Source organism: Lachnoclostridium phytofermentans ISDg (genome assembly GCF_000018685.1).
GTDB classification, from domain to species: Bacteria; Bacillota; Clostridia; order Lachnospirales; family Lachnospiraceae; genus Lachnoclostridium; species Lachnoclostridium phytofermentans.
The window spans coordinates 2,068,651-2,086,176 of record NC_010001.1 but is presented as its reverse complement, the minus strand read 5'-3'; the positions used below and the strand labels follow the sequence as shown (position 1 = coordinate 2,086,176).

General features: G+C 40.9%; 15 protein-coding genes and 1 riboswitch. Of the genes, 3 read left to right on the top strand and 12 right to left on the bottom strand.

The window, feature by feature from the left end; genetic code table 11:
• Window positions 1–26: 26 nt before the first annotated feature.
• From CPHY_RS08815 to CPHY_RS08800, 4 genes are all read right to left on the bottom strand, one after another.
• The gene (locus CPHY_RS08815) at window positions 27–1,184 is read right to left on the bottom strand and encodes an ArsA family ATPase (protein ID WP_012199724.1); all 1,158 of its coding nucleotides are present in this window, start codon (window positions 1,182–1,184) and stop codon (window positions 27–29) included.
• Window positions 1,184–1,414: a hypothetical protein gene (locus CPHY_RS08810; protein WP_041703400.1), complete on the bottom strand. Its 231-nt coding sequence runs from the start codon at window positions 1,412–1,414 to the stop codon at window positions 1,184–1,186. The genes CPHY_RS08815 and CPHY_RS08810 overlap by 1 nt, the downstream gene beginning before the upstream one ends.
• Window positions 1,411–2,592, bottom strand: a complete 1,182-nt coding sequence (locus CPHY_RS08805; RefSeq protein ID WP_012199723.1) for an ArsA family ATPase — start codon at window positions 2,590–2,592, stop codon at window positions 1,411–1,413. Before CPHY_RS08805 ends, CPHY_RS08810 begins: the two co-directional genes overlap by 4 nt.
• A gap of 184 nt (window positions 2,593–2,776) precedes the next feature.
• Window positions 2,777–3,268: a MarR family winged helix-turn-helix transcriptional regulator gene (locus CPHY_RS08800; RefSeq protein ID WP_012199722.1), complete on the bottom strand. Its 492-nt coding sequence runs from the start codon at window positions 3,266–3,268 to the stop codon at window positions 2,777–2,779.
• A gap of 252 nt (window positions 3,269–3,520) precedes the next feature.
• On the opposite strand from CPHY_RS08800, the gene CPHY_RS08795 reads away from it, so the two are divergent.
• Together CPHY_RS08795 and CPHY_RS08780 are read left to right on the top strand one after the other, a co-directional pair.
• Entirely contained in the window at window positions 3,521–4,603 is a 1,083-nt protein-coding gene (locus tag CPHY_RS08795) for a glycosyltransferase (protein WP_012199721.1), read from the top strand.
• Between the two features lie 73 nt (window positions 4,604–4,676).
• Complete coding sequence (locus CPHY_RS08780) at window positions 4,677–8,123, top strand: beta strand repeat-containing protein (RefSeq protein ID WP_012199720.1); 3,447 nt, start codon at window positions 4,677–4,679, stop codon at window positions 8,121–8,123.
• 412 nt (window positions 8,124–8,535) lie between these two features.
• On the opposite strand, the gene CPHY_RS08775 is transcribed toward CPHY_RS08780, so the two are convergent.
• The 8 genes from CPHY_RS08775 to CPHY_RS08745 form a co-directional block, all read right to left on the bottom strand.
• Complete coding sequence (locus tag CPHY_RS08775) at window positions 8,536–8,991, bottom strand: hypothetical protein (protein WP_012199719.1); 456 nt, start codon at window positions 8,989–8,991, stop codon at window positions 8,536–8,538.
• Complete coding sequence (locus CPHY_RS21670) at window positions 8,936–9,166, bottom strand: DUF7666 domain-containing protein (RefSeq protein ID WP_157668686.1); 231 nt, start codon at window positions 9,164–9,166, stop codon at window positions 8,936–8,938. Before CPHY_RS21670 ends, CPHY_RS08775 begins: the two co-directional genes overlap by 56 nt.
• 26 nt (window positions 9,167–9,192) lie before the next feature.
• Window positions 9,193–9,546, bottom strand: coding sequence for a hypothetical protein (locus CPHY_RS08770; protein WP_012199718.1), 354 nt, complete (start codon window positions 9,544–9,546; stop codon window positions 9,193–9,195).
• 175 nt (window positions 9,547–9,721) lie between these two features.
• The gene (locus CPHY_RS08765; protein ID WP_049762334.1) at window positions 9,722–10,327 is read right to left on the bottom strand and encodes a GNAT family N-acetyltransferase; all 606 of its coding nucleotides are present in this window, start codon (window positions 10,325–10,327) and stop codon (window positions 9,722–9,724) included.
• A 217-nt stretch (window positions 10,328–10,544) separates the two neighbouring features.
• Entirely contained in the window at window positions 10,545–10,895 is a 351-nt protein-coding gene (locus CPHY_RS08760) for a hypothetical protein (RefSeq protein WP_012199716.1), read from the bottom strand.
• A gap of 35 nt (window positions 10,896–10,930) precedes the next feature.
• On the bottom strand, window positions 10,931–12,169 hold the full coding sequence (locus CPHY_RS08755; RefSeq protein ID WP_012199715.1) for a cation:proton antiporter: 1,239 nt from the start codon (window positions 12,167–12,169) through the stop codon (window positions 10,931–10,933).
• Window positions 12,170–12,311: 142 nt separating this feature from the next.
• Window positions 12,312–12,443, bottom strand: a riboswitch (cyclic di-AMP (ydaO/yuaA leader).
• Between the two features lie 178 nt (window positions 12,444–12,621).
• Window positions 12,622–14,415 carry a WD40/YVTN/BNR-like repeat-containing protein gene (locus CPHY_RS08750; protein ID WP_012199714.1) on the bottom strand — a complete coding sequence of 598 codons (1,794 nt, stop codon included), beginning with the start codon at window positions 14,413–14,415 and terminating at the stop codon, window positions 12,622–12,624.
• 159 nt (window positions 14,416–14,574) lie between these two features.
• Complete coding sequence (locus tag CPHY_RS08745) at window positions 14,575–15,585, bottom strand: polysaccharide deacetylase family protein (RefSeq protein ID WP_012199713.1); 1,011 nt, start codon at window positions 15,583–15,585, stop codon at window positions 14,575–14,577.
• Window positions 15,586–16,137: 552 nt separating this feature from the next.
• Between CPHY_RS08745 and CPHY_RS08740 the strand changes: the two genes are divergently transcribed.
• Window positions 16,138–17,208 carry a lactonase family protein gene (locus tag CPHY_RS08740; protein ID WP_049762471.1) on the top strand — a complete coding sequence of 357 codons (1,071 nt, stop codon included), beginning with the start codon at window positions 16,138–16,140 and terminating at the stop codon, window positions 17,206–17,208.
• Window positions 17,209–17,526: the final 318 nt, after the last annotated feature.

Here is a 17,526-nt window from a genome sequence, read left to right as displayed (position 1 = left end):
TTCAAGCAGTGAGGATTCTGCTAATTTTACTCAAAATATATGATTAACTTACCCTGTTCCATTTTAGCACTTGATATCTCTTTGTCTTTCAGATAATCCGGGGGTGTTAGGCAGCGTTTTTCGTTCTTAAATGAAATTTGAATTTCTCCGTTTTGTTGCACTAAATCCATCTCTGATTTATCAACAAAAGGAAGGCTGATCGCCATTATATAGATATCTCCATCTTTATTTATCGTATATATTTCCTCCTTTGCCAATACATCAATGGGATTGTATGTTCCGTATAAACTACTCAGATTTTCAAGTATCGGGATTGTTTTTAATTCCTGCTTTTGTAATTGAAGTTCAAACACTGGAATTTCTCTGAAGCTTTCTCTAATCTCATTTAGACCATCCTTCTGTAATTTTACCCATTTATTAAAATAGCCTTCTAAAGCTTCTTTAGGGTACACCTTATTTATAATGATTGCATCCACATTATAGTTATACAGGTGCAAGCAGGTGTAATTTCTTTTCGTTTCACTGATGACGATTTTCTCAGGCGTAGTAACAATCCGTAAAGATACGATATCTTTATTAAGCATCAGCACCTGTAGTCGCCCTAACTTATCCATTAACCGCTCAAAATCATCAAAGACTTCATCCTTTGGCATTGGTATCTTAGTCAATGTTTTCACTAATGGTCGTGCAATTTTAGCAGTCTTTCTTTTCATAGGTAAAGCCTTGCTGATCACATCCCCAAACAATTCCGGGAATTTAAGAAGGGCTAGCGTTTCTCCTGTGGGTGCACAATCAACTATTAGCACATCATATTGTTCATTCTCATATATTTCTAATATTTTGAACAGTGCGAACAATTCTTCTAATCCAGGAAAGACAAGAAGCTCCTCCGTTTCAATGCCACCTTCAGCTCGAGATGTAAGTAACTCCTTGAAAAATCCCTTAAAGTTCCCCCATGCTTTCTCATTTTCTTCAACAACATCAATTTCAAGGGCGTCCAAATTGGGAGCAATTGTTTGAGGTATCCCATTTAACGAAAAACCTAATGAATCTCCCAGGCTGTGAGCTTGGTCAGTGCTCATTATCAAGACTTTTTTACCTTCTTGGGCAAGCTTAACAGCAGTGGCTGCACTGATACTAGTCTTTCCTACTCCACCTTTTCCGGTATATAATATTATTCTCATCAATCGATATCCACCTTTCTAGTTCCTGATGTAGAAGCTTTTTTCGATTTTTTCTGCTGAGTTCCTTCAGGTACCACAAAGCACTCTTTGATCATGGACTCCAGTTCTTTTCCAATTACTTTCATATGGTCTTGAGTCTGCTCCGGTAACAGATACATTAGTGCCTCTACCTCCATCTTTTTTGCTTCCATCATCTTTTGCGAAAATACCATTATATCGGTTCGATTCATTGCCTTATCTCTCCTTCCATAAAATTAACCGTTAATATGCCCTCAGATAACCTCGCACCTGATACAACATAATTTCTTAAGGAATTAGGTTTCGGTATACACCTTTTGAAGTTTCCAATCTTAAGGATAATATCTGTTCCAGATTCGTGTAGACTCAGTTCTCCCTTTTCAATAAACGGAAGCTTTAATAGTAGATTGTAACCGGTTTCGACTTTTTCGAAGCATTGACTAAACAACTCCTCATGTACACCAAAAACATCCCTACCTTTCAGGGCATTTTGTTCAATACGATCTACACCGGATAAACCATTCAAATCCGTGTCAAACCAAGGGATTTTATAAATAGGAATACCTTCAAAAACCGCCTCTAGTTCTTCAATATATTGATTTTGAATGGCTATCCATTCATTGAAGAACGGATTATCCATATATTTAGGTAAAATGCGGTTAATATAAATACCATCTACGTGATAATCATATAGGTGCATATACATAAAGTTTCGCTTTGTCTCTTCAACCACCATTTTTTCTGGCATAGTAACGATCCGAATTGATGTTGTTTGACGGTCTTTTAAAAAATCCTGTAACTCTATCAGCTTCAGATATAATTTCTCAATATCAGTCATGGCATTATTATCTGGTAATTGGATCTTGAAAAAAGTCTTTGATATCGGTGCTAAAATCCTCATGGCAACTTTACCTATCGGAAAGAACTTTTCCATATACCAAGCAAGCAGCTCCGGAAATTTAAGTAGTGCAAGAGTTTCCCCTGTCGGAGCACAATCAACGATGATTCGATCATATTCTCCACTTGCATGGATTTCCATAAGCTTCAAGAGTGAAAAGAGTTCATCCATTCCGGGAAACATTGATAACTGTCCAATATTACCCATCGGAATTCCGAATGATTCAATTTTTTTTGTAAACGCCTGTTTCATATCTGCAAAATCTTCCTGCATAATATAATTCGGATCAATCTCAAGAGCATATAGATTGTCGGATACTTCCTGAATGCTTTTTCCGATACGTAGGTTAAATATGTCATTAAGATTATGAGCCATGTCAGTACTTACAATTAGGGTCTTTTTACCTTCATTGGATGAATTTCTGGCATGTGCAGCGGCGACACTTGTTTTTCCGACACCGCCTTTACCGGTGAATATAAGCATTCTGGTCATAAAAAAATACCTCCATTTTTATGTTCTCATAAACTTCATTTAGTTTTTCCTTTTTCATTTCTTTTCTAAATATCCAATTCTAATAATTCTTATATTAAACTTCAATCTTCGAATATTTCCACGTCCGAAGTATATTTTTTTAGAAAAGCGAACCTTTGGTTCGCACTCTCTAATCTTTGATTTTTTATTCAATTGGTATCTTTCTTATCTTTTTAGTCATCTCTTGGTTATCCTGGTGTTGCACATCACGTAGCATATTAAGTACTTTATCCATAACACACATAAGGATCTTCAATTCGTCTTGTGTCAAATCATCCATCAACCGCTGACCATACCGTGCAAAATTCTTGATAATTCCGTCAATTTGTTGCTTCCCGATGTCAGTTAATATAATGGTTACCACCCGTTTATCATCCGAATTACGGTTCCTCGAAACCATCTTCTTATTCTCCATTCGGGTAATAATACCTGTGGCTGTGTTTAGAGGTGTATTGAGATACTCGGCAACTTGTGACATATTGCTTTCTCCCTTTCGGTAGAGAAAAAGTAACACCAGCATTTCATTTTTTGAGCACTCCATCAAGACATTTCCCCAAGTCTCCGGAGAAATAATAAGGCGAAACTGTTCCACGTACTCAAATAAAATATCTTCTATACTATTTTGATTTAACTGCAATATATTTCCTCCTTCGAATTAAATTAATTCTACACCCGAAGTATTTATTTGTCAATAGAGTTTATGCTGAGGGCATCTTTCATAAGCTTTAATACGCAAAAGTAAAATAACTGAAACAAATTATTAGTGACTTGGGTTAAATCAAAACAGGTATGTGTATTTATTCACAATTCTATAAGTATGTACATAAAATATAATAATTGAAAATAAAAGTTTAAAGTGTCAACTCACTACACTGATTTGGAGATTAAAATGATTACTATTAGTTTATGTATGATTGTTAAAAATGAAGAAGATGTTTTATCAAGATGTCTTGAAAGTGCAAAAGATGTGGTAGATGAAATTATTATGGTAGATACAGGATCGACAGACAAAACAAAAGAGATTGCCTATCAATATACCGATAAAGTATATGACTTTGAATGGGCAAATGATTTTTCTTTAGCGAGAAATTACTCTTTTTCAAAAGCAACCAAAGAGTATCAGATGTGGTTAGATGCCGATGATATCATAACCGAAGAAGACAAACAAAAAATATTAAAACTAAAAAGTGAATTAGATACAAATATTGATATTGTTACGTTTAAATATAATACTCATTTTGATAAAGACAACAACCCAATTTTAACTTCAACAAGAGGACGGTTGTTTAAAAGAGAAAAAAATTACGTATGGAATGATCCCATACACGAATACGTTGAACTTAGAGGTAACATATATTATGCCAATGATATTTTCATAACACATAAAAAAGAAGCCACTTACACCGACCGAAATTTGAAAATTTACGAAAATCAAGTACAAGAGGGCAAAAAACTTAGTCCGAGAAGTCTATATTATTTTGCACGTGAGTTAAAAGACCACAAAAGATATATAGAAGCTATTTATTATTTTGAGCAATTTCTTGAAGGTAAGTTGGGGTGGGTAGAAGATAATATAGCTTCCTGCTACAGCTTGGCATTATGCTACAAAATGCTTAATCAAGAAGATAAAGTCCTTAAGTCACTAATAAGAAGCTTTAACTATGATGCACCCAGAGCAGAAATATGTTGTGAATTTGGATATTTCTATATAAATAAAAATGACTACCAAAAGGCTTCAAAGTGGTTTTTATTAGCTACTCACTTGGAAAAACCAAACACATTAGGCTTTTTACTCAATGATTATTGGGGCTTTATACCGAATCTTGAATTGTCTGTATGTTACGATAAATTGGGTGAAATTGAAAAAGCGGTTTTGTTTAATGAAGCTGCTGCTAAGTATAAGCCAAATTCAAATGCAGTTTTATACAACAGAAATTATTTTGCATCATTGAAACAAGACAAATCTTATTAACTCATTTCTTCCCCTCTTCATATAATAAATTAGACAATATTGTCTAAAAAATTATACGAGCGAGGTGAATATAATGTCATTTTTTGAAAATTATAACAAAAGATATAAACGCGACTTTGTTTGTGACCGTAATAACGATTGCGAGTGCGATTGTGAACACGACCGAGATAATGATTGCGAACACGATTTTGATTGTAAACACGACCGCAATTATGATTACAAGCACGATTACGATTGTGACGGCTGCGATAACGATTGCGAGTACGATTGCGAGTACGACCGAGAGTGTGACCGATATAATAATTGCGAACACAACCGAGAGTGCGACCGCAATAATTATTGCGAGCGCAATTGTGATTGTGATTGTGATGACTGCGATTATGACCGAAATTGTCATTGTAAACAGTGTTGTTGTCTAACAGGACCAAAAGGACCAAAAGGACCAACAGGGGCAACTGGATTAACAGGCGACACAGGAGCTACTGGTCCAACAGGTGCTACCGGCCCAACAGGCGACACAGGGACAACCGGTGCTACCGGTCCAACAGGTGATACGGGAGCAATGGGAACTACTGGTGCAACAGGTACTACCGGATTAACAGGTGACACAGGAGCTACTGGTGCAGCAGGTGCCACTGGATTAACAGGCGACACAGGTGCAACAGGTGCTACCGGTTCAACAGGTGATACGGGAGCGACGGGTACTACTGGTGCAACAGGAGCAACCGGATTAACAGGCGACACAGGTGCTACTGGTGCTACCGGCCCAACAGGTGATACGGGAGCGACTGGTACTACTGGTGCAACAGGAACCACCGGATTAACAGGTGACACAGGAGCTACTGGTGCTACTGGATTAACAGGTGACACGGGAGCAACAGGTGCTACTGGATTAACAGGCGACATAGGAGCTACTGGTGCTACCGGCCCAACAGGCGATACAGGGGCAACCGGTACTACAGGTCCAACAGGTGATACGGGAGCAACGGGAACTACTGGTGCAACAGGTGCTACTGGATTAACAGGTGACACGGGAGCTACTGGTGCAACCGGTCCAGCAGGTGATACTGGTGCGACGGGTACTACTGGTGCAACAGGAGCAACCGGATTAACAGGTGACACAGGTGCTACAGGTGATACTGGAGCTACTGGAGCAACCGGATTAACAGGTGACACAGGTGCTACAGGTGCTACTGGATTAACTGGCGACACAGGTGCTACAGGTGCTACCGGTCCAACAGGTGATACTGGAGCTACTGGAGCAACCGGTCCAACAGGTGATACGGGAGCGACGGGTACTACTGGTGCAACAGGAACCACCGGATTAACAGGTGACACAGGTGCTACAGGTGCTACCGGCCCAACAGGTGATACGGGAGCTACTGGAGCAACCGGTCCAACAGGTGATACGGGAGCTACTGGAGCAACCGGTCCAACAGGTGATACTGGAGCGACGGGTACTACTGGTGCAACAGGAGCAACCGGATTAACAGGTGACACAGGAGTTACAGGTGCTACCGGCCCAACAGGTGATACAGGTGATACTGGTGCAACAGGAGCCACTGGATTAACAGGTGACACGGGAGCTACTGGAGCAACCGGTCCAACAGGTGATACTGGAGCTACTGGTACTACTGGATTAACAGGCGACACAGGTGCAACAGGTGCTACCGGTCCAACGGGTGATACTGGAGCGACGGGTACTACTGGTGCAACAGGAGCAACCGGATTAACAGGTGACACAGGAGTTACAGGTGCTACCGGCCCAACAGGTGATACGGGAGCTACTGGAGCAACCGGTCCAACGGGTGATACTGGAGCCACTGGTACTACCGGTCCAACAGGTGATACTGGAGCTACTGGTGCAACAGGTGCCACTGGATTAACAGGTGACACAGGAGCTACAGGTGTTACTGGCCCAACAGGTGATACAGGTGATACTGGTGCGACGGGTACTACTGGTGCAACAGGAGCCACTGGATTAACAGGTGACACGGGAGCTACTGGAGCAACCGGTCCAACAGGTGATACTGGAGCTACTGGTACTACTGGATTAACAGGCGACACAGGTGCAACAGGTGCTACCGGTCCAACGGGTGATACTGGTGCGACGGGTACTACTGGTGCAACAGGAGCAACAGGTGACACAGGAGTTACAGGTGCTACCGGCCCAACAGGTGATACGGGAGCTACTGGAGCAACCGGTCCAACGGGTGATACTGGAGCCACGGGTACTACTGGTGCAACAGGTGCCACTGGATTAACAGGTGACACGGGAGCTACTGGTGCTACTGGATTAACAGGCGACACAGGTGCAACAGGTGCTACCGGTCCAACAGGTGCTACCGGTCCAACAGGTGATACGGGAGCTACTGGTGCTACCGGTCCAACAGGTGATACTGGAGCTACTGGTGCTACTGGTGCTACTGGTGCAACAGGTGCCACTGGATTAACAGGTGACACAGGTGCTACAGGTGTTACTGGCCCAACAGGTGATACTGGTGCGACGGGTACTACTGGTGCAACAGGTGCCACTGGATTAACAGGTGACACGGGAGCTACTGGAGCAACCGGTCCAACAGGTGATACTGGAGCGACAGGTACTACTGGATTAACAGGTGCAACAGGTGCTACCGGTCCAACGGGTGATACTGGAGCGACGGGTACTACTGGTGCAACAGGTGCTACCGGATTAACAGGTGACACAGGAGTTACAGGTGCTACCGGCCCAACAGGTGATACGGGAGCTACTGGAGCTACCGGTCCAACAGGTGATACGGGAGCCACGGGTACTACTGGTGCAATAGGTGCCACTGGATTAACAGGCGACACAGGTGCAACAGGTGCTACCGGTCCAACAGGTGATACGGGAGCTACTGGTGCTACCGGTCCAACAGGTGATACTGGAGCGACAGGTACTACTGGTGCAACAGGAGCCACTGGATTAACAGGTGACACGGGAGCTACTGGTGCTACTGGTCCTGCAGGTGATACTGGAGCGACGGGTACTACTGGTGCAACAGGAGCCACTGGATTAACAGGTGACACGGGAGCTACTGGTGCTACTGGTCCTGCAGGTGCTACTGGAGCTACTGGAGTATTAAACTTTTCAGACTTTTTTGCATTGATGCCTCCAGATAATTCAGCAACAGTTGCGCCTGGCACAGATGTAAGCTTTCCTCAAGATGGACCTACGAGTGGTTTAGCCATTACCCGTACTGGTCCCAGCTCATTTAACTTGGCTGCAATTGGCACGTATCAAGTATTGTTTCAAGTCAGTGTAGACGAAGCAGGCCAATTGATTTTGACGCTTGGTGGCTCAGATTTAGCGTATACGGTGGCCGGACGAGCAACAGGCACTTCTCAGATTGTAGGTATGGCACTTGTAACCACAACAGTCATAAATTCAATACTCACCGTACGAAATCCGGCAGGTAATTCAACAGCACTAACTATCACTCCCCTTGCCGGTGGAACAAGACCTGTTTCAGCACATCTTGTTATCACACAAGTTTCGTAAAAAGAGTTATGATAATAAGCTGATATAATATTTCAACTCTGGTCTATAAGTTTTATTCTTATGGACCAGAGTTTTATTATATAAACAGAAGAAAGTCTATGTTGTAGAACTAATATCCTCTATGTTAAATATAATTTATTACTATCGCCTGTACTTATAAAGAATTGATATCTTCTTCATTTTGACGAGATCATGCAAATGCTGCTAGCCATGCATTAAGGAAATGCCCGATTTGCAGAAAATGAGCGAATACATGCCGGCGGGCACCCAGCTGATGTTACCGCCGGATGATTATTTTAACTAACAATTCCATACTGTCTGCTCTATCAATTCTATTAGCTTCTCATTTTGCTTGGTGTAATACACATCAGTGTCAAGTGCGGAAAAAGCGGCAAAAGAAGAATAGTAAACATCAGCAGCAGTATCGGGCAGGTGTGGTATTTCGAGAAGCGGTTACATCAGCATCGTGAGCAATGGCACCAGCGGCGGCAGCCCTATGAGCCGCTATTGCTGCATTATCGGCAATATTAGCGGCATTCACCGCCGTTGCGACATTATGAGCTTTGGATTGTGCATCAACGAGTGTCATTGCTGTATCGGTAGCAACAGCAGTAAGGTGAGCGGCGGCATTTGCCCATGAAGCAGAATTAGGGTCAAGAATGGAAAACAGAGCGGCAATGGCGGATGCAGCAGCGCGTCCCGCAGCGCCGCCAACCGTAATGACAGAAACCGACTCGCGCATTTTGACTAACTCATCCGCCTTAGCTTGATCGTGATATTTTTCTGCTAATTGGATACATTCGTGCAACTTTTTATCGTCTGGATAGTTGTTCTCGTAATATTTTAGGCAATCCGTAGCACACCACACAGCAAACCTTTGAAGAACTATCACAGGAATCTCTTTGAGCGGCATGTAAGCCATTACTACAGCAGACGAGTTCTCCACTTACTTGATTCCATTCCCCGATTTCCCAAGAGAAGCTCCCATTTTCAGAAGTCATGTCATCTTTCACGAAACGGTAGCATTTTGTTGTTTCACTCATTTCATTACCTCCACAATTCTTTGATTTTATAATAAACATCCAAACCGAACTATTTTTTTACTCCAAATGCTTTCTGCTTCTATATACATGCGTCCATCTATACAGTATTCAATTTCAAAATAATTATCGGTTAAGTCAAATACTGTTACGATATCTTCATAAAATACAAAATCATAGATAAGTAACATAACATTGCCAAGCAAGTTATATATTTGTATGGTTCCCTTGCCAAACTCCGGTTTTATATCATAAACGATATCCTTCTTCATATCGTGGTTAGGCAAGAAACGAGCATTCCCAATTTGCTCATGCATGGCTTTATATTGCTCTAACATAACGGCATAACCATGTCTTGAATTTATATAGAATTTATGTTCCATTACAAGCTCCTTAATACTATTAAAATTTTAAGCAACCTGTTACATAATATATCAAGATGAAGGTTGATTTCACTATGTATTCTTGTTTATAATCCCAATAATCGCCCTTAATCTTCTATCAATCAGTTTAACTATTTCATTATTTACTTATAAGTAGATTTCAAACACCTTCTTATTAACACTTATATATCATAGTATTACCTATATTCCATCGCATACATGGTAAACGTATCGGAATATCGTTTCTTACTACAATCTTCATGCCGCAGTGCTGATACTTTTGCGTTTTTAACAGGGTATCCGTGTCCAGCACGCAGGGAATATGCTTTTCCTTAGCTACTGCAAAGGGGTCATGAAGCATCTGCCGCATAAATCCCTTTCCCTGGAACTCCTTTAACACCACTAGCATGAATACGCACACATAGTCCGGCTCCTTTTTACACCTCGCTTCAAAGCCCTTCCATCCTCTTTGGTTTTTCAGAAAATGAAGCCATGTTGACATTGGTATTTCTTTCAGAAACAAACGCAGCATCTGCATCTGATAGCGAAGGGCCGGCTTCTCCTTCTTCCTGTAATACACCACAAAACCTTCCATATTATCAGAGGTTGTATAAAGGCAACCTGCACGGTAACAAACTTGCGTAATGATACGAAAGAATGAGATACATTCCTTCTCTGAAAAAAGCGTTGCCACCCCGCAGTTCTCAGCCCAGAAAGCCTGACCTATTTTTTCCCCGATTTCTCTTATTTTTTCTTCACTCACGCTTGTTACTTTTATCATAATTCTCATCCACTCCTTGTGTTTCGATTCAAGTTAGCATCAACTAACCATATTCCATTATAGCAGATCAGGCAAGCTTTTCAATAGGTTTTCAATATGATTTTAAACGCTACCACAGGTTTATTTATACTAGAATAGCCTTTATTTTCTGCCCATCGGTGCGGTGTATTTACCTATGTTCGGATTACGAACTAGGGTCTTTTGCTATATCATTCGATTAGTCTTCACATTTCATCTGATAAACTTTACCGATGGGAACGGTAAACATAAATCCTACCCCAGTACTTGAAATGCCATCCGCAACTTCCTGAACTACTGCTACCGCCTTATCAACCATCTTCTCATTTTCAAGGACGGTAAAAATCGTTTTACTATAGGGATGTGAGTCGCTTAGAAGCATGCGTAATGTGCTAAATAGAGGAACATTCCGGTTATCATTATTCACAATAGCACTTCCCATTCCCTGGCTGTCCAATATGGTTGCGCCACTAATCCCTTCCCTTACAAAACCAGATAAAATATCATCTATACTATCAACATCATTTAATACAATGAACAAAACATGCATAATTCCACCTCAGTTTTATATTTTAATTAATTTGATTAATCATTAAACTGCGCAACTTGAGAAACATTATTTTTCTTATTGCTAAATTTTTCATTCTTCTTATTTAGTCCTTCAATTTCACCGGCTTTTTGTATCGCAATCTTAGCAAATATAGGACCTGTTACTTCATAAATTAGAACGCTAAACATGATAATAGTACCAATAGCCACGGCGAATTCCGGTAATTGCTGGCGAACCAGAACAAGAAGACCAATCGATATACCACCTTGAGGGAGTAACCCTAAGCCAAGGTATTTCGTAACTTTTGGATCGGCTTTTACCGCTTTCGCACCGCTCCATGCACCCAGCATTTTTCCCCCGGCTCTTGCAATCACATAAGCGACCCCCACAATTCCAACGCTGACTAAGATACTTAGATCCAAGCTGGCACCCGCTAATGTAAAGAATAAGATATAGACCGGAGATGCAAAGTCATTGATCGAATCAAAAACTCTTTTTGACTTTTTAAAAGCATTTACTACTGTAGTACCCATCATGATACATGTTAATAAAGGTGATAATCCTAAACTAATCGAAATTCCTGTTGCGATGCCAATCGCCATTAAAGCGACAGCCTGAAGTTCGTCACGACCACTGGATTTCTTTGATATAATAGTAAGCAACAATCCCAGAACCAAGCCCAGTAAAATGGAACCGCCTATCTCAATAACCAATCCGCTAAGCATTTGCCCTATGGAAAAATCCTGTTGTCCAGTCGCTAACTTAGCCAAAGACATGGCAATTCCAAACGCTATTATTCCAAAAACGTCATCTAAAGCAACTACCGGTAATATTGTTCTTGTTAATGGTCCATGAGCGTTATACTGCCTTATTACTAATAAAGTTGCAGCCGGTGCCGTAGCAGCTGACATAGATGCTATTACAATGCTAAATGCAAAAGGTTGATTTAGTAAAAAATACATAACCGAAAAAACAATAACAACTGCTCCGACAACCTCTGCTAGGGTAATAATTACGATGGACTTCCCTAATTTTAGCATATCTTTAATAACAAATTCATTTCCTATACTAAATGCAATTATCGCTAAGGCTAATTCATTTATTACAGAAAATGATTCCATATCACTTGAACCAATAAATTTTAAAAATGAGGGTCCTAAAAATAATCCTGCTACCAAATATCCGGATACATTGGGAAGTTTAAAAACTTTGGCTGCCTTCCCGCCTATAATTCCAACAAGCATCACAATACTGATTTTCAATAGTAAATTCAATTTTTTCCTCCAAATAATAATATTAAACCTTAGACAAGTTTAACGCTTTTTGCAAATATTGACACTCTCCTACTATGAGCCTCCCTATTAGTATATTTTTGCACATCAAAAAAGCGGATAAACTAACTCATACTGAGCTTCGTCATTCGCTTGGTATTCTCCTATGGGATTAGCTGACGGATTAGGGCTCCCAAGCTGCCCCTCTTAAAATACTAAGATTCACCCCTGAAATTGGTTCCCCCACTACCATAAAGATATTCGGATTTGTTTCATCTAGCTTAGCATAGACGTGCAAAATAGTCAAATTAATGGCCGTTTTGTTCATTTTTAATTGTTTTTACAGGATTATTTCGGTTTATTTTCTGATATTCCAATTAGTTTTTCCTAGTTGAGCATATATTTTACTAACCCAAAAGGAAGAAAGGCTTTTATCTCTTTCTTCCTCTGGAGACTCAATTTGATGGCCGTTTCCAGACACCCCAGCCATTCGTTCCGGCAAAGACATTCGTATCGCTTATACAAAAAGAATAAACATCAATATTTAATAATCCTGAATCAGCCTCACTCCAGCTAGTGCCATTATTGGTGGAATGAAAAACTCCGCCGCCATAGGTTCCGGCGAAGATTGTTGTGCCCCTGACGACTAGAGAATCGATTTGTGTGCTTGTCAGACCTGAATTAACCGGTCGCCAACTTGTACCGTTGTCGGTGGATATAAAAACACCATCGCCAGGAGTTGCTGCATAAATATTGGTTCCGTCCATAGCAAGAGAAAATATCTGAGTATTTGATAACCCTGAATTGACTGCACTCCAGCTTGCACCGTTGTCGGTGGAAAGAAATACTCCACCACCAAAAGTTCCGGCAAAAATATTAGAGCCGCTCACGACAAGAGAACCGACATAATTGTTGTTCAAACCCGAATTAACCGGGTACCAGCTTATACCATTATTAGTAGAGAGAAAAACACCTCCACCCAAGGTTCCGGCAAAGATATTAGAGCCACTGACGACAAGAGAATATATGTATTGGTTTGTCAAGCCGGAATTAACCTCCCTCCAGCTATAACCATTGTCGCTGGAGAGAAAAACACCCCTGCCATTGGTTCCAGCAAAGATATTAGAGCCGCTTACAGCTATCGAAAAGACATAAGGGTTCGTCAAACCGGAGTTGATCTCCTTCCAGCTTTCACCGTTGTTCTCAGAGTGAAATACTCCTGCCCCATTCGTTCCGGCAAAAATAGAGGTACCATTCATTGCAAAAGCTCCAACATGAGTATTTGCCATACCGGAATTAATAGCATCCCAATGAGTGCCGCTGTCTGTAGAAAGATAAACACCCCCGCCATTAGTTCCAGCGAAGATATTAGTATTACTTACGGCAAGAGTAAAAATATAATTATTTGTCATATCGGAACTAACACCACTCCAGCTATTTCCGTTGTCAGAAGAAAGAAATACACCGTCTTCAGTTCCGGAAAAGATATCCGTTCCACTTACGGCAATAGAATTGACGTACTTGTTTGTTAAGCCCTCATTAACAGCCTTCCAGCTCTTTCCGTTATTGTCAGAAAGATAAACACCGCCACCATATGATCCGGTAAAGATTGTAGTGCCGCTTATAGCGAGCGAATTTATATGAGGGTTTGTTAAACCTGAATTAACCGGACTCCAGTTACTACCATTGTCGGTAGAAAGAAAAATACCGCCATCCTGAGTTCCGGCAAAGATATTTGCTCCGCTTATGACTATAGAATTGACATTAGCGGATGTCAAACCCGAATTAATACTTCTCCAACTTGTGCCATTGTCGGCAGAAAGAAAAACACCGCTGCTGGTTCCGGCGAGGATATCTGTGCCATTTATGACAAGAGATAGGACAATCGTATTGGTTAATTCTGAATCGATCAACTTCCAGCTTTCTCCGTTGTTGGAGGAGATATAAACACCGCTGCCGGTTCCGGCAAAGATATTAGTACCACCTACAGCTAGGGAATAGACATTCTTATTTGTCAATCCTGAATTGATCTCATTCCAGCTTGTACCACCATCGCTGGAAAGAAAAATGCCACCGCCTTCCGTTCCGGCATATATATTCTTACCCTCAATTGCGAAACAATGAATATAACCACCGTATGGTCCATTGGTTTGTATCCATGGTGCAGAGGACGTTTTTTTAGGAACTAATAAGAATGCTGCAAGCAATAACAATGGCACAAGCAATAGAGATAGATAAATCTTTTTCATGTTTTTCTCCTTAATTGAGAAATCTTTTCTCCTTGGATTGTGAGAAGGAGCCTATCTTAATCAATATATTAGATTATTTATAGGTATCCGATTACATGTCCAAAATTGTAGATAAAAAGCCGCCCGCTTTAAACAGGCGGCTTTTTATGCCATTACAGTTTAGTATTGTGCAAAACCGAGACCACGGTTCCTTAGATTCGAAACGATGGTGGCTATAGCCGAGTTAGTCGTCTGATATCCATCATGCATCAACGGGTTACCACCGGCCTGCAAGTTGTTGCAAGCATTAACGATTGACTGTGTGCTGGCGCCGTTCCAGTCCTGAGTGTCAACATTAGGACTGACGATCGACAGGCCCAGTGCTGAACAAGCTTGCTGTATCGTTGAGTTGCTCTCGAGATAAGGAAGCCTTATCTTCGTAGGCTTTGGTTTCCCGGCGTTTTGGATAGCTTGGTTACATTGTTGGAGGTCGTTATAGACCTGTTGATAGCTCCAGCTGGTCATATGCGAGTGCGTCCAGCTATGATTCTGGAGGCTAAATCCGGAATTTAAGTAGGCATTCCAGCCAGTCTGGTTGCTGCTGATCCTGTTACCCCAGACGAATAAAGTGGCCTGGCTGCATCCTGCACTTTTTAGGTTATTAATCAGGGTTGGTGAGTTTCCATTAAGTGGTCCGTCATCAAAGGTAAGATAAACATTACCGCTGGTGCCGCCTCCACCACTACTGGTATCGCTGATCTCCAAGTAATCCACGTAGACATCCCAAGTCCCATTATCGTTGGTCACAATAAGCTGGACCGGGTAGGAACCGGATTGCGGGGTGCAGGTAAAGGACTGTACCGTAGGAGTAGTACCGGTGAAATTCACCTTACCCATTTCATTTCCGTTCATCTTCACAACCACTGTAGCGGTATTCGAATTACTTGAACTCCCCCTGATACTAATAGTCTTCTGGGTATTGTTCCAGGTAATATTACCGGTTTGGCAGTAATCATTATTAGCGTATAAAGCGACTCCAGTGAACGGCGAACTAATTTTTCCGGCGTACTGACCGCCAAGGGTCATATTCTCACATTCATATCTGGTAGTTGCGCTCAGTGCATTAGTTGCAGGAAATGCAAACGTAAAACACAATATAAGAGCTAGTAATAAATTCACTTTTCGTTTCATATGTGTTCCTCCTTTCAGATTGATTAACAATATACATCTCAACTCAGAGTTGTTACACTACTATGCTACTAGGAAATGCTAATCAAGACCACCCTCGAAGCCCTTAGCATTTAAAAATACTGCATGCATAATATGGTAAATATTTACAAATTTATATTAGCATAAAATGTAATTTTATGCAAGTTCTTTCGTTACAACCCAATCATTTGATGTGGAGCTTCCGAGGCCGATATAAGGATAATCGAAATCAAGTTACATGGTTATTTCGGCTATGTCGCTGATGCACTTTTTTTATCACATTATAAATAGTAGGAGGTAGTTGATTATTTCAGCTACCTCCTCTCACACCACTCATGCGATTCCGGCAGTAGCGGTTCAATAGAAACCACCGGCATAGCTGATGGTCTTGCTCTACCCCTACTTGAAGGTCAATAAATATTTTGGCATTTTAGTAAATAAATTGAATATATTGATACCAATAAGACGTCGCCAAATGCGTACTTATTCTTATTAAAAACAAATCGTTTAAGGAGTGGTAAAATAATGTATGATATGATAGATTGTAGGCATGGATACATGGTTTATTCTATGTCGAATGCTGCTGATTGTAATGAAGTTGTAGCTATTCGTCATGATTCCGGTGATAATCTTACATTTGTTAAGGCTTACAAAACAGGCGGTAAAGGCACTGGTGCCCAAGCTGTTGATCCCCTTGGATCACAGGGATCAATCATACTATCAGATGACGGACATTTCCTCTTCGTCGTGAACGCAGGTAGCAATAGTATCACTAGCTTCAAAATCACCAACTCGGGAACCCTGATTCTTGCAGACGTGAAACAATCCGGCGGTTTCTTCCCAAAAAGCCTAACAACTCAAAGTAATCTTCTCTATGTGACAAATGCAGGCAATGGGAGCAGCATTGCGTCCAATATAACTGGTTTTCAGGTGGACGAAAACGGCAAGCTTTTCGAAATCATTGGCTCTACTAAATCATTGAGTTCAAAAAATGCCAATCCAACATGCATTGTCATCAATTATAACGGTAAAAAAATAGCAGTCTCCGAGCAGAGCACTAACCTAATCAGTGTATTTACCGTTCAACCAGACGGATCCCTCACCGGCCCTATCGTCAGTAATTCTAGCGGTGCTGGACCTTTTGGCTCTGTTTTCTTTACAAATGAAATTTTACTGGTTACGGAGGCTGGAACAAATGCATTATCTTCTTATAAAGTTAATCATAATGGAACACTTTCTGTAATCAGTTCATCCATTTTGAATTTTCAATCAGCTACCTGTTGGGTTGCACTATCTGAAGACGGACGTTTTGCCTATACTTCCAATGCTGGCAGCCACACAATAACAACGTATGAAGTTGAATATGATGGACATGTGAGCGTTTCAAATATTGTTTATAACACGAAAGATGGGTCTGGTGCACCAATTGATAGTGGTGTTTGTACCAATTATCTGTATGTACTAAACGGAAATGAGGGATCCATCAGCGTTTTCATCACTGGCCGAGAAGGCAAACTAATCCGAAAGCAAGTTTTCAGCAACACACAACTTCCGAATTTGGGTTCACAAGGTTTGGCGATCCTATGCTTACCAAATAGATATTAAATAATCTGTTTATAATTACATTTTCTTAGTGCAAAAAAATACAGCCCTTTTCCCTTAATTTCAACCACAATTTGCCTGATGTCATTTACACTCCTGTCAGGTAAATTGTGGCTTTTATTTTCTTTTAAAAATTTTATGATCCTGTAGATAATCAGGAAAATTTGGTTTAGGGCCTAAAGCAGGTACTAGAGCAGACAAGCACAATCATTGGGTAACAGGACTGCTATCCAGCCTTTATATTTTGTACTATCTTAACTTTTGTATAAAATTAATAATATTTGGAAAAAATGTTAAAAATGTTATGTTTTATAAGGGAGT

Excerpts from the sequence above, each read along its gene's own strand:
- CPHY_RS08780 (WP_012199720.1), top strand. The coding sequence starts at position 4,677 with ATGTCATTTTTTGAAAATTATAACAAAAGATATAAACGCGACTTTGTT.
- CPHY_RS08810 (WP_041703400.1), bottom strand. The coding sequence starts at position 1,414 with ATGAATCGAACCGATATAATGGTATTTTCGCAAAAGATGATGGAAGCA.
- CPHY_RS08765 (WP_049762334.1), bottom strand. The coding sequence starts at position 10,327 with ATGATAAAAGTAACAAGCGTGAGTGAAGAAAAAATAAGAGAAATCGGG.
- CPHY_RS08760 (WP_012199716.1), bottom strand. The coding sequence starts at position 10,895 with ATGCATGTTTTGTTCATTGTATTAAATGATGTTGATAGTATAGATGAT.
- CPHY_RS08770 (WP_012199718.1), bottom strand. The coding sequence starts at position 9,546 with ATGGAACATAAATTCTATATAAATTCAAGACATGGTTATGCCGTTATG.
- CPHY_RS08745 (WP_012199713.1), bottom strand. The coding sequence starts at position 15,585 with ATGAAACGAAAAGTGAATTTATTACTAGCTCTTATATTGTGTTTTACG.
- CPHY_RS08750 (WP_012199714.1), bottom strand. The coding sequence starts at position 14,415 with ATGAAAAAGATTTATCTATCTCTATTGCTTGTGCCATTGTTATTGCTT.
- CPHY_RS08805 (WP_012199723.1), bottom strand. The coding sequence starts at position 2,592 with ATGACCAGAATGCTTATATTCACCGGTAAAGGCGGTGTCGGAAAAACA.
- CPHY_RS21670 (WP_157668686.1), bottom strand. The coding sequence starts at position 9,166 with ATGAGTGAAACAACAAAATGCTACCGTTTCGTGAAAGATGACATGACT.
- CPHY_RS08815 (WP_012199724.1), bottom strand. The coding sequence starts at position 1,184 with ATGAGAATAATATTATATACCGGAAAAGGTGGAGTAGGAAAGACTAGT.
- CPHY_RS08795 (WP_012199721.1), top strand. The coding sequence starts at position 3,521 with ATGATTACTATTAGTTTATGTATGATTGTTAAAAATGAAGAAGATGTT.
- CPHY_RS08740 (WP_049762471.1), top strand. The coding sequence starts at position 16,138 with ATGATAGATTGTAGGCATGGATACATGGTTTATTCTATGTCGAATGCT.